This is a genomic window from Flavobacterium denitrificans DSM 15936 (assembly GCF_000425445.1).
In the GTDB taxonomy this organism is placed as follows: Bacteria; Bacteroidota; Bacteroidia; order Flavobacteriales; family Flavobacteriaceae; genus Flavobacterium; species Flavobacterium denitrificans.
On sequence record NZ_KE384377.1, the window covers coordinates 435,693 to 449,530 of the forward strand.

Sequence of the window (13,838 nt, forward strand, 5' to 3'; positions counted from 1 at the left end):
TAATCAATTCCAATAAATGAAAGGGTACAAAAAACACGTAAGGGCTAAGGGTAGGATGTTTTTGGTATGCTTTCCTTTATCCGTACAAAACTCTTTAAATGTGTGAGGGCTTTGCGAGGAAAATTTAAAGTGTTTTGAGGAGTACTTTCTATTCATATTGTGCCAACATAAGCCAAATACTGCCACGTAATACCAAATGAAAACAATACATTCCTTTGTGTTCTATATTGGGGGAAATTTTGAACCTATGGCACAGAAAGTAATAACCGACAAAGAGCGTAAAGACAAAGAGCTATCCGAGAAGAAAAAGAATACTCCTTTTATGCAGGTCGATAAGCATAGCGACCCGATTTCCAATTTCATTACCAACTTTAAACGTCAATTCAAAGAAACAAAGGGTTTAGGTCTGGGCAGTCTGTTCGGGGGCAAGCGTGTTGAACAACAAAAACAGACTGCCGAACCTGAAAGCATAATAGGTGCGACAAAAACGGTTATGCGTTCGGATTTCAAAAAAGATGAAAAAAGTCAGACTGTACAGAAAAACAAAAAGCCTGCTATGAAGACAGAAAATGCAATCAAACCACAACAGGCTCGCCCGAAAAACAATAAACCAAAACTGGGATTGTAATACAGTATTTGGCAACTGTACGCCAAATACCGCCATCGGATGCAACATTAGAATAACCTATGTCAATAGCTTTTATTTTCGAGGTTTAAATGATACAGATATGGAAATAACAGTTTTAGACATTCAGATTTTAAAAGCATTGCATAGGGAAGTTAAGGAAGTTTCCAATTTGATAGCGGAAATAACTGCACCCTACAAAGCATTGCAACAGGCAACAAAATGGCTCGACCAACAGGAAGCCTGCCAACTGCTCAATATCAGTAAAAGAACATTGCAGACATATAGGGCAAAAGGCATTCTTGGGGCAACGCAAATCAATCGGAAAACTTATTTCAGATTATCCGAAGTGGAGTTACTTATGCAGGGAGAGCGACCATTAAAAAAGCAAAAGAAATGAAACAGATTGGAAATTCAAACGAGGATATGCTTGTCATGCTCGAAGCTATGGTAGGTATCAAAAATGAACTGCTGTATATCAGGGAATATTTTCATCCACTCTTAAAAGGGGAAATCTACCTTTCAGGCGAACAGGTTTGCCAGATGCTACACATCAGCAAACGAACGTTGCAACAGTACAGAGATGACGGACTGATACCTTTTATCAAACTCGAAAGGAAAATCCTTTTCCGTGAAAGCGATATTATCAAGGTATTGGAAGATAACTATCAGCGTTAGCCGATTGTCTGAAACTGTAACCGTATCAGTCAATTAAAGAAACAGCCCACTGCTTGAAGCAGTGGGCTGTGGTGTTCATGATTGAGGTGTTTCTGATTCCGTAAGAATCTCGACTCCAATGCTTAAAAGTAAGGCTTCATATTGTTCACAGTCTTTTTCTTTAATTTTATCTAAAATGAATGTTGCCGTCTTTTTCATTTCAGGTATATCAATGGGTGTCATACCTTTTTCAAACAATGCTTCTAAATGGGAAAATTCATTATTTATTCTGTCTGTTAAGCTTGAAGCTTGTCTATTCCCTCCAAAGAATCTTATTAGTTTATCGTCTTTTTCGACTGCATTTGGATATTTGTAATAAAGAAACGCTTCTAAAAACTTTCGTGTATTATTTCCGAAGTTGTAAAATAAGTTATGTTGGATTTCATCGTCAGTATTGGCTGTTGAACACAAATAAATTTGATGAAACAAAAAATTAAATTCAGTTACATAATCCTTTAAATAACGTGGCATTATTTTAATTTTACTACTTTCTTTTTCTCTTGCGATCAAGAAGTATGCACTCTGATTTTTGTTTAAAGCACTTGGCAAACGTTTCAAGTATTTTAGAAAATCAAGGTTGTGTGTAGAAATGAATATTTGCTCAAACTCTTGTTTGGCAATAATTTCAGCATTGATAAGAGAATAAACGAAAAAAATGTGATTACTGTCTAAACTTGAAATTGGATCATCAATCCAAATGATTGGTTTGCTTCCTTTGGTATCAACATCTTCAAGTTTTGCCATAAAGTAGCAAAATGCAATCAAACTACATTCCCCTTCGCTTAGGTGGTGTGCTTTCTTCCCGTTTCTTACTATTTCAAATCGTATTTTTTTACCGCCTAAAACATCTGCATCTTCTAAGGCTTGTAATGTTAGAAAATCATGTCCGAAGAAATTGTTAAGATATTCATTTACTTTCAATGCTCCTTTTTCTTCATCTTTCATCAGGCGTTCTTTATCTTCAATCTGGGTAATCTGTTGTCTAATTTTCTCTTCTACAGCTTGCTTGCCCTGTGTTTCGTTTTCGGAAGTTTCTTTCAATGTCTGTATTCTTGCGGTTGCATTCGAATATTGAATTGTTGTTACAAAATCGGAGACTTCACGTAATCTCAAAAGTTTTTTTGCTTCTGTTTGTTCGCTGTCCAAGGAATTACTATAACCGTTTGCTTCATTTTTATATTTTTCAAAAATTTCCCAACACCATTGAATTCTCTTACTATTATCAATAATATCAATATATTCTTTAGTATTTAAAAGGTCATCTTTTCGTTCTTTAAGGCTTGTAATAATGCGATTTAATTCTATTTTGATTTTATCAACGATGTTTTGTCTTAGTGAAATTAATCTATCTAAATCCGAATGAAATTTTGAATAAAAAGCACTTTTGTCGATTTGAAGTTGTGAATCAACATCGCGAATTGAATTTTCAACTTGAGAAATTAACACATTGATTTCTATTTCTAATTTCTCAGATTCTTCGTCAAAATGGCTGTCCAGTTCGTTCCAACGATTCTCTGAAATATCATTGCCACAAAAAGCACATTGTTCAAGTTTATCTTTGTGTATTTGTCGTCCATCTTTAACCCAACGATTAAGAATAGCATCTTTCAAAAGTTGCTCAATTTTGTTAGAACTGCTGATTGATTTCGTAACAAGTTCTTTCGCTTTTGTATTAAGCGTGTTTAAATTTAAATTTGGTTTTACAATTGTGGGAATATCTGCATTTGTTCTTTCATTCAGTAAATTTTGTTTTTCTGTTATTTCGGTATCTGTTAATGGTAGAAACGAAGTTTCTAAAACAGTGGAAATATCATTTTGAAGTTTATTGATGTTATAATTTTGGTCACCAAACTTTTCAGATTTGTATTTTATTCCGTTAGGGTTGTTAGTTGCTTTATGGCTTAGTTGTTGGCTCAAACTACTGTTCTCTGTTTGATACGCTTGTAATGCTGTGTTTGCAATTGTTGTAGCGTTTTTAAGTTCAAGATAAAATCCAGTTTCGTTTGCTTCTTCGTTGCTACCTAAATCATTTTTTAATGTTTGTATTTCTTCTTCAATAGTGGCATTACCTCCAATTATTGCAAATGGGGTAATACTTTCATCCGAATTCACAATGAAACGAAGGTTGTCTTTTACAAAATCTTCGTTAAACACTCTGATTTTCTTTCCGTGTGCCGTTAGATTATTTTGCGTTGTATCTGCAATGTCTTGAATGCTTACTTCAAATTGTGGATTTTCGTATTTATCAGAAATGTTGCCTATTTCTAATGCTCTTACTATTCTTGAAAGAGTTGTTTTACCAGAATAGTTACGTCCGTATAAAATGTTGATTGGTTTAAATAAAACTATATTATTTCCATCGTCGCGAATAGCTGTGTCCCAATTGAAATTTTGGAAAACAGCAAGGTTATTGATTGATTTGAACTTCGTAATCATTATGGCATTATTCTGAATTTATGATTTAAGTATTACAATATGGATGAAATACGAATATAATGAAATATAACTATTTATTAAGATGATGAAACTTCCAAATCTATTATCTGAAGAATATTATATTAAAGTTGAGTAATAAAAGACCGTTCCATACCCTTGAATTTATGGGAAACCTTTTGCATATCCTTTCCGACTTTCTCGTTGAGTATCTTGGCATAAATCTGTGTGGTAGCAATGTTCTTATGTCCTAACATCTTGCTTAAACTTTCCAGCGGAACACCCTCACTCAAAAACAAGGTAGCAAATGTATGACGTGCCAAATGGAACGTTACTCTCTTTTCTTTTAGACAGTCAATCTGTTGGGATATTCTCTTTAGGCTGTCATTGCAGACTGTGTTTGATGGTACAGGGAATACCTTTCCATCCTTTGAAAATCCCGCATATTTCTCAATAATCATTTTGGGAATATCCAACAGCATCACGTTTGACGATGTGGCTGTCTTTTTCCTACGTATGATAATCCATTGGTTACCGTCAAAAAAATCTTGAATATTACTGTTTCTAAGCCCTTTCATATCTGAATAGGAAAGACCTGTAAAGCAACTGAAAACAAACAAATCTTTAACCAATTCGCCTTTCTTTTTCTCGCAGTTGAATGTTACGAGCTGTTCCAACTCGTTCCGCAACAGATAACCCCTGTCTTTGTCCTTTTTGGTGTTCTTATACTCGCTGAACGGATTGAAAGCAAGATGCTTTCTGCTCATTGCCAATCGGCAAAGCGTGGTAAATCCAATCATATACAACCAAATGGTGTTGTGTGTCAAGTTTTTGTCGTCACGCAGGTAGTAATCAAAGTCCTGCACAAAATCAGATGTAAGGTCGTTGAATGATAAGTCAGAATAACCGTATTTTGTCAGTGCAAAATTTCGCAGATGCTTTAAAAGTGTTTTATACTTACTTCGTGTTCCATTTACCCGAAGTCCGCTATTGACTTTTTTCTCATAATCGGATAGAAACTGTTGATAGAATTTGAAAAAGGTAAGTTCTCCGCTTTCCATACCGAGAAAGGTATTTTTGAGTTTAGAACTGTTTACCGTTCCCTCGTTTTTTAGGGTTTTGGAATAACATTCCTCGATACCCAAACGGATTTTATCAAGCTTGCCGTTCACATCTTGGGCTTCTCGGCTTTTACCTAAAACCCTGCCGTACTTCAAATCCCAATTTGTTGCGGAAATATCCAATTTGGTACTGAATGCAGACTGTTTGCCGTTTACGGTAATCCTGCACATAACCGTAACTTTTCCGTTTTTCTTTGGGGCGTTCTTTTTAAGGTAGAACAATACCTTAAATGTTGATTTTTTTGTCGTTTCCATACTCACAATTCTTAATGATAAAATTAAACCTATGTGAGCTACGGAACAATATGAAAAACTATGCATAAAGCTGAAATACAGTATTTTAAAACGATTGTTTCTAATATTTAAAAGTAACGTTTTAGTAACCTTACTTTTGCCAAACCTCGCTTTTTACTGCTTTTTACCTCATTACCAAAAAATCATAAAACGGCTGTAAAGCCTTTATTTACAACCGTTTTGCCTGATATTAATCTTTGATGTATTTTTACTGAAACTTTATTTTAAAGTTAAATAAAAAAGCTTTGTCAAAGTTTTAAAACTTTGACAAAGCTGCTAAAATATTGATCCGGAATTAAGTTGAAATGAACTTAATTATAGTTTGAAATTCTTCTCAATCGCTTTAATCATTTCGCCAGCAACATCCTTATTAGTTGCGCCTTCAATTCCTTCAAGACCAGGGGAAGAGTTTACTTCAAGCAATAAAGGTCCTTTAGAAGAACGAATAATATCAACACCTGCTACTTTTAAATCCATTGCTTTTGCAGCTTTAATAGCGATCTTTTTTTCTTCTGCGGTAACTTTGATTACAGATGCTGTTCCGCCCAAGTGAATATTAGCTCTAAATTCGCCTGGCATAGCTTCACGCTGGATTGCGGCAACCACTTTTCCGTCAATTACAAAACAACGGATATCTTTTCCGTTTGCTTCTTTGATGAATTCCTGAACTAAGATATTGGCATTTAAACTTTTAAAAGCATTAATAACACTTTCTGCTGCTTTTTTGGTTTCGGCTAAAACAACGCCTTTTCCCTGTGTACCTTCCAGTAATTTTACAATTAGCGGTGAACCGCCAACCATTTTAATTAAGTTGTCTGTATCAAGCGGAGAATTGGCAAATCCGGTTGTTGGAATATCAATTCCGCTGTTCAAAAGCAATTGAAGTGAATATAGTTTATCGCGAGATTGTGTTATGGCAGTAGCTGAATTTAAAACAAAAACTTTCAAAGCCTCAAACTGGCGCGTTAAAGCACAACCATAAAAAGTAATACTCGGACGAATTCTCGGAATTATAGCATCAAATTCGTTTAAGATTTTTCCGCCTCTGTAATGAATTTCAGGTTTTTTGGCATCTAACTTCATGTAGCATTCCTTGATATTTAGGAAATGCATTTCGTGGCCACGCATTTCGCCGGCTTCCATGATTCTTTTGTTGCTGTATAATTCTGGATTGCTGGCTAAAAGGCCGATTCGCAAGCCTGTTTTTGCTTTTTCAGAATTTTGATATAATTCTTTTAAAGATTCTGCTGTTGGCTGTCCTAGAAGGTATTTTTGTTCTGGATCGACCAAAACCCTTCCGCTCATCGCTTCGCGCCCTAAAAGCATTCTAAAACCCATAGAATCGCGATTGGTCAAAGTCATTTCAATTGGCCATTTTGCATCGCCAATTTTTAAGCTGGTTTGAATTACATATCGATGTTCTCTAAAGCCGCTTGAGCTTTTTACGATTCTTTTATCAACCAATGGAGCTTCACAATGAATGATCGTTTTGATATTATTCTGAATTGGATTAATATCGAATTTCACCCAATTGGCATCATTTTTTATAAAAGGAGCTATGTTTATTGCATGCATTGCCGAAGTTTTGGCACCAGAATCCACACGAGCTTTAATAGTTGGGATTCCGAGTTCTGGAAATGAGCACCATTCTTCGCTGCCTAAAATGACTTTGTTTTGAAGCATAAGTTGTTTTTATTATAGAATTTAAATTCAAAAATAGCTATTTGCTTTTACTAAAGATAGTGATTTTTAATAAAAAAAATACCCGTTATGTTATGAAAACGTAACGGGCATGTTATGAATGTTATAAATTTAAACTAATTTACTGATTTGTCGGCTCTTCAGCTTTATGGATTTCAACTGATAATTCTTGTGAATCATCTTTCAAATCCATCATGATTTCATCACCAGAATGTATTTTTGAAGTGATGATTTCTTCCGCTAGCAAATCTTCAACATATTTCTGAATTGCTCTTTTAAGCGGTCTAGCTCCAAACTGCTTGTCAAAACCTTTTTCAGCAATAAATGCTTTTGCTTTGTCAGTCAAGCTTAATTTGTATCCTAATTCAGCAATACGAGAATAAAGTTTTTTCAATTCGATCTCGATAATCAAGTCAATATCAGCTTTTTCTAGTGCGTTGAATACAATTACATCATCAATTCTGTTTAAAAATTCAGGAGCAAAAGTTTTCTTCAATGCATTTTCGATAATGCTTTTTGAGTTTTCATCAGCTTGAGCGGTTCTTGCTGCAGTTCCGAATCCAACACCTTGTCCAAAGTCTTTCAACTGACGTGCACCAACGTTAGATGTCATGATGATGATAGTGTTTTTAAAGTCAATTTTACGACCTAAACTATCTGTTAAATATCCATCATCAAGAACTTGAAGCATCATATTAAATACATCAGGATGCGCTTTTTCAATCTCATCTAAAAGAACCACACAGTAAGGTTTTCTGCGAACTTTTTCAGTCAATTGACCACCTTCTTCGTAACCAACATATCCTGGAGGCGCTCCAACTAAACGAGAGATTGCAAATTTCTCCATGTATTCACTCATGTCGATACGAACTAATGCATCTTCAGAATCAAATAATTCTTTTGCTAAAACTTTTGCTAACTGCGTTTTACCAACTCCAGTCTGACCTAAGAAAATAAACGAACCAATTGGTTTGTTTGGATCTTTAAGTCCGGCTCTGTTACGTTGGATAGAACGTGCAATTTTAAGAACCGCTTCATTTTGACCAATTACTTTATTCTGAATCAGTTCAGGTAAATGAGCCAATTTGTTGCTTTCTGTTTGCGCGATTCTATTAACAGGAATTCCAGTCATCATTGAAACAACATCAGCTACATTATCTTCAGTAACTTCAATTCGGTTGTTTTTAGAATCTTCTTCCCATTGTTCTTGTGCTAAAGCAAGATCTTTTTCGATACGTTTTTCATCATCACGAAGTTTGGCTGCTTCTTCATATTTTTGCTTTTTAACAACCATATTCTTCATTTCGCGAACTTCTTCCAATTGACGTTCTAAATCCAAAATTTGTTTCGGAACATCAATGTTTGTGATGTGCACGCGTGATCCAGCCTCATCCATTGCATCGATAGCTTTGTCTGGCAAGAAACGCTCAGACATATATCTGTTTGTTAATTTTACACAAGCCTCAATTGCTTCTGGAGTATATGTTACATTGTGGTGATCTTCGTATTTGTCTTTTACATTGTTCAAAATAGCGATTGTTTCTTCAACCGAAGTTGGCTCAACAATTACTTTTTGGAAACGTCTTTCTAAAGCACCATCTTTTTCAATATATTGTCTGTACTCATCAAGAGTAGTAGCACCAATACATTGAATTTCGCCTCTTGCTAAAGCAGGTTTGAACATGTTTGAAGCATCAAGTGAACCTGTTGCTCCTCCAGCCCCCACAATAGTATGGATTTCATCAATAAAAAGAATAATATCGTCGTTTTTTTCCAGCTCATTCATTACGGCTTTCATTCTTTCCTCAAATTGTCCTCTGTATTTTGTTCCAGCAACTAAGCTAGCCAAATCAAGAGTCACAACACGTTTATTGAAAAGAATACGAGATACTTTCTTTTGGATGATACGCAAAGCCAGTCCTTCTGCAATAGCAGATTTACCAACTCCAGGTTCTCCAATAAGAAGCGGGTTGTTCTTTTTTCTTCGGCTTAAAATTTGAGAAACGCGTTCAATTTCTTTTTCGCGTCCCACGACAGGGTCAAGTTTTCCTTCCTCAGCCATTTCTGTTAAATCTCTCCCAAAATTATCTAGCACCGGAGTTTTAGATTTTTTGTTTGACTTATTGGCGGGATTATTGAAACTACTTTCTTTTAAACTGTCATCTTGTCCTGAATCGTCATTGTATGACTCATTTCGTGGCAAGTTTTCTAAAAATTCTTCTTCGTTTGGCGTCATGTTTAGATATTGTTCTTTAGCTATGTCATAATCTATTTTTAGCTTATTCAATAGCTTGGTTGTTGGATCGTTTTCGTTTCGTAAGATACACAAAAGCAGGTGCGCCGTGCTAATCGACGAGCTTTGAAATACTTTTGCTTCAAGAAATGTTGTCTTTAAGGCTCTTTCGGCCTGACGTGTTAGATGAAGGTTTTTCTTTTCAGTGTTTATTTCAACGCTGTGATTGGCTGGACTGAGTATTTCTACTTTCCTGCGTAAATGATCTAAATCGACAGCTAGGTTATTAAGTATATGAATAGCTTTTCCGTTACCATCTCTTAAAATGCCTAGCATCAGATGTTCAGTACCAATAAAGTCGTGCCCTAAACGTAGAGCTTCTTCCTTACTGTATGTAATAACATCTTTTACCCTTGGTGAAAAATTATTATCCATAATATATTAATTCGTAATGTAAATTTAATTATTTACTGGTTGAAAAACAAAAATCATACCTAGCGATATCTGCTGTCAGCTAATTGACAAAAAAAATAACAAAAAAAGCGTTAAAAAACGCTTAATTTATTAACTAAAAGCGAAAATAAAGTTGTTAATAAATCATTTAAATAAGTGTAAGGAAATAGCTGAAAAAATTTTAAAAAAACGTATCTTGGCACGCTTTGAAACTATTATAATTATTTAATATAACAACTTATGTCTGAAGGAGAAAAGTTAATTCCTATTAACATAGAGGATGAAATGAAGTCAGCTTACATCGATTATTCGATGTCGGTAATCGTATCTAGAGCACTTCCTGATGTTAGAGATGGCTTGAAACCAGTGCATCGAAGAGTTCTTTACGGAATGTATGATTTAGGTGTAACATCAAGATCTGCCCACAAAAAATCTGCGAGAATTGTAGGGGAGGTTCTGGGTAAGTATCACCCACACGGAGATACTTCTGTTTATGACGCAATGGTACGTATGGCTCAAGAGTGGAGTATGCGATATTTATTAGTTGATGGTCAGGGTAACTTTGGTTCTGTCGATGGTGATAGTCCTGCAGCAATGCGTTATACCGAGGCCAGAATGCGCAAGATTTCTGAAGAAATTATGGCAGATATCGAAAAAGAAACAGTTGATTTTCAATTGAACTTTGACGATACATTATATGAGCCAAAAGTAATGCCTACAAAAGTTCCTACTTTATTAGTAAACGGGGCGACAGGTATTGCAGTTGGTATGGCAACCAATATGCCACCACACAATTTAACTGAAGTTATCAATGGTACTTTAGCGTACTTAGATAATAACGATATTGAAGTTGACGAATTAATGACGCATATTAAAGCACCAGATTTTCCAACTGGTGGTGTAATATATGGTTATGAAGGTGTTCGTGAAGCTTTCAAAACGGGGCGTGGACGTATTGTAATGCGTGCAAAAGTTGGTTTTGAAGAAGTTGACGGAAGAGAATGCATCATCGTTACTGAAATTCCATATCAAGTTAACAAAGCCGAAATGATCAAACGTACGGCTGATTTAGTTAACGAGAAAAAAATCGAAGGTATTGCCAATATCCGTGACGAATCGGATAGAAGTGGTATGCGTATCGTTTATATCTTGAAACGTGATGCTACGCCAAACGTAGTTTTGAATACCTTATATAAATACACTCAATTACAATCTTCTTTCAGTGTAAATAATATTGCATTAGTAAAAGGACGTCCTCAATTGTTGAATCTAAAAGACATGATTCACTATTTTATCGAGCACCGTCACGATGTAGTAGTTAGAAGAACACAGTTTGAATTACGCAAAGCGGAAGAAAGGGCACATATCTTAGAAGGATTAATTATTGCTTCTGATAATATTGATGAAGTAATTGCGTTAATTAGAGGTTCTAAAAACACAGATGAAGCGAGAGAGAAATTAATCGAAAGATTTAAATTATCAGATATTCAGGCTCGTGCCATTGTTGAAATGCGTTTACGTCAATTAACAGGTCTGGAACAAGATAAATTAAGAGCTGAGTTTGAAGAATTAATGAAGTTAATTGAGCACTTAAAAGCTTTATTAGCAGATGTTAATTTAAGAATTGATTTGATTAAAGAAGAGCTTACAGAAATTCGTGATAAATACGGTGATGATCGTCGTTCTCAAATTGAATATTCTGGTGGGGATGTAAGTATTGAGGATCTTATTGCTGACGAAAATGTTGTAATTACAATTTCACATGCAGGTTATATCAAACGTACTAATTTGACAGAATACAAAACTCAAAATAGAGGTGGAGTTGGTCAAAAAAGTGCCGGAACAAGAGATCAGGATTTCCTTGAGCACATGTTCGTTGCAACTAATCACCAGTATATGATGTTTTTTACGCAAAAAGGAAAATGTTTCTGGATGCGTGTTTATGAAATTCCTGAAGGAAGCAAAACGGCAAAAGGTAGAGCAATTCAGAACTTGGTGAACATTGAAAGTGATGATAAAGTAAAAGCTTTCATTTGTACGCAAGACTTAAAAGATAAAGATTATATCAATACCCATAATCTTGTAATGGTAACGAAACAAGGACAGGTTAAGAAAACTTCGTTAGAGAAGTATTCTAAGCCTCGTGTAAATGGAGTTGCTGCGATTACAATTAAAGAAGGTGACGAATTGATTGGTGCTCAGTTAACAAACGGTGAAAGCCAAATTATCTTAGCGGTTAAATCTGGTAAATTAGTTCGTTTTGAGGAAACTAAAACACGTCCGATGGGAAGAACAGCTTCTGGAGTTCGTGGAATTACATTGAAAGATGAAACTGACGAAGTAATCGGAATGGTTACTGTTGATAAAAACGATATCGCAGAATCTCAAATTTTGGTTGTAACTGAAAACGGTTACGGAAAACGTACCAAATTGGTTGACGAAGATGGAGAAGATGTTTATAGAATTACAAACCGTGGTGGTAAAGGAGTTAAAACGCTTAATATCACTGAAAAAACAGGTAAATTAATCTCTATCAATGCTGTGACAGATTCTGATGATTTGATGATTATCAACAAATCAGGATTGACAATTAGAATGGCGATCGAAGACTTACGCGTTATGGGACGTGCAACTCAAGGTGTGAGATTGATCAACTTAAAAGGAAAAGATTCTATCGCTGCTGTAACAACTGTAATGAAAGACGAAGCTGAAGAAGTTGTTGTAGACGAAGATGGAAATGTGATTGAATCTGCAATCGAAAGAGTTAAGCCTGATCTTGATGAAGTTCTTGAAGACGATGGAGTATCAGATGATGACGATGATGACGCTGATGATGTAGTTGAAGACGAAGAAGAATCTGATGAGGAGGAATCAGAAGAATAATAAAAAAGAAAAATTAAAATTAAATACACAAATTGAATATTATGAAAAGTAAATATGTAATACTTGCTTCAGCGTTATTGATTTCAGTAGCTACTTTTGCTCAGAAAGATCAAATCAAAAATGCTGAGAAAGCTTTAAAAGGCGGAGATGCTCAAGGGGCAATTGCAATATTGAAAGATGCTGAAAACTTGGTAACAAATGCAAAAGATGTTGAGCAAGCTCAATACTATTTTGTTAAAGGAAATGCTTACTTGGATTTGGCTAACAAAAAAGTTGAAGAAAGCAAAAATTTAAGTGCTGCTGCTGAAAGCTACAAAAAATTAATTGAGGTTGAAAAAGCTTCTGGGAAACAAAAATACTCAACTCAAGCAGCTGCTTCAATAACTAGCATTAAAGGATTGTTGATCAATTCGGCTATTGCTGATTCTCAGGCTGGTAAAAACACTGATGGGGCTAAAAAATTGTATGATGCTTATATGTTGGACAAAAATGATACAATCAATTTATACTATGCAGCTTCTACAGCAGTAAATGCACAAGATTATGATACTGCTTTGCCTATGTATGAAGAATTGAAAAAATTAAACTATTCTGGAAAAGGAACTCTTTATACTGCTGTAAACAAGATTTCTGGAAGCGAAGATGGTTTTGCTAATGCAAAAGATAGAGATTTAGCTGTAAAATTAGGAACTCACGAAAAACCAAAAACAGAAGCAGTTCCTTCTAAAAGAGGTGAGATTTACAAAAATTTGGCGTTGATTTTAGTTCAAAAAGGAAGAACAGAAGATGCTAAAAAAGCAATTGCCGATGCAAGAAAAACAAATCCAGAAGACACTTCTTTGATTCTTACAGAGGCTAACTTGTACTTGGAAACTAAAGATTTTGATACATACAAAAAACTAGTTAACGAAGCTTTGGAAAAAGATCCAAATAATGCTGATTTGATTTTTAATTTAGGAGTTATTAGTGCGGGTGCAAAAAATACTGCAGATGCTGAGAAATACTATCTAAAAGCAATAGAAATTAAACCTGATTATGTAAATGCTTATATCAACCTTGCAGCGTTGAAATTAGAGGCTGAAAAACCAATCATTGATGAAATGAATAAGTTAGGTACTTCAGATAAAGATATGAAGCGTTATGATGTATTAAAAGCGAAAAGAGAAGGAGTTTTCAAAAGTGTAATTCCTTACCTTAAAAAAGCTAACGAGCTAGATCCTAAAAATGAAGATGTTACTAAAACATTGTTAGGAGTTTACAGCGCTCTTGAAATGACTGCTGAAGCTAAAGCATTGAAAGCTAAAATGTAATAACAGTTTTCTAGATATATAAAAAAAAACATTCACCGCGGTGAATGTTTTTTTTTTTTTTTATGCCT

9 protein-coding genes are annotated in these 13,838 nt (G+C 34.9%); 5 read left to right on the forward strand and 4 right to left on the reverse strand.

Going from position 1 to position 13,838, the window contains the following annotated elements; genetic code table 11:
• The first annotated feature begins 196 nt into the window (after positions 1-196).
• The 3 genes from H600_RS0113750 to H600_RS0113760 all read left to right on the forward strand — a co-directional run bounded on the left by H600_RS0113750 (position 197) and on the right by H600_RS0113760 (position 1,303).
• The gene (locus H600_RS0113750; RefSeq protein WP_026729327.1) at positions 197-628 is read left to right on the forward strand and encodes a hypothetical protein; all 432 of its coding nucleotides are present in this window, start codon (positions 197-199) and stop codon (positions 626-628) included.
• 100 nt (positions 629-728) lie between these two features.
• Entirely contained in the window at positions 729-1,025 is a 297-nt protein-coding gene (locus H600_RS0113755; protein ID WP_026729328.1) for a helix-turn-helix domain-containing protein, read from the forward strand.
• Positions 1,022-1,303, forward strand: a complete 282-nt coding sequence (locus H600_RS0113760) for a helix-turn-helix domain-containing protein (RefSeq protein WP_026729329.1) — start codon at positions 1,022-1,024, stop codon at positions 1,301-1,303. The genes H600_RS0113755 and H600_RS0113760 overlap by 4 nt, the downstream gene beginning before the upstream one ends.
• Before the next feature lie 75 nt (positions 1,304-1,378).
• Here H600_RS0113760 and H600_RS0113765 read toward each other — a convergent pair whose 3' ends face one another.
• The 4 genes from H600_RS0113765 to H600_RS0113780 form a co-directional block, all read right to left on the reverse strand.
• Positions 1,379-3,778: an AAA family ATPase gene (locus H600_RS0113765; protein ID WP_026729330.1), complete on the reverse strand. Its 2,400-nt coding sequence runs from the start codon at positions 3,776-3,778 to the stop codon at positions 1,379-1,381.
• A 122-nt stretch (positions 3,779-3,900) separates the two neighbouring features.
• Positions 3,901-5,151, reverse strand: coding sequence for a site-specific integrase (locus tag H600_RS0113770; RefSeq protein ID WP_026729331.1), 1,251 nt, complete (start codon positions 5,149-5,151; stop codon positions 3,901-3,903).
• 354 nt (positions 5,152-5,505) lie between these two features.
• Positions 5,506-6,873 (reverse strand): 30S ribosomal protein S6--L-glutamate ligase, encoded by a 1,368-nt coding sequence (gene rimK, locus H600_RS0113775; protein WP_026729332.1) that lies wholly within the window; start codon positions 6,871-6,873, stop codon positions 5,506-5,508.
• Between the two features lie 139 nt (positions 6,874-7,012).
• A complete protein-coding gene (locus H600_RS0113780; RefSeq protein ID WP_026729333.1) occupies positions 7,013-9,559 on the reverse strand; it encodes an ATP-dependent Clp protease ATP-binding subunit in 2,547 nt (848 codons plus the stop codon).
• A 258-nt stretch (positions 9,560-9,817) separates the two neighbouring features.
• Here H600_RS0113780 and gyrA point away from each other — a divergent pair, with 258 nt between their 5' ends.
• Together gyrA and H600_RS0113790 are read left to right on the forward strand one after the other, a co-directional pair.
• Positions 9,818-12,460, forward strand: coding sequence for a DNA gyrase subunit A (gene gyrA, locus H600_RS0113785; RefSeq protein ID WP_026729334.1), 2,643 nt, complete (start codon positions 9,818-9,820; stop codon positions 12,458-12,460).
• A 41-nt stretch (positions 12,461-12,501) separates the two neighbouring features.
• Positions 12,502-13,770, forward strand: a complete 1,269-nt coding sequence (locus H600_RS0113790) for a tetratricopeptide repeat protein (protein WP_026729335.1) — start codon at positions 12,502-12,504, stop codon at positions 13,768-13,770.
• Positions 13,771-13,838 lie beyond the last annotated feature (68 nt).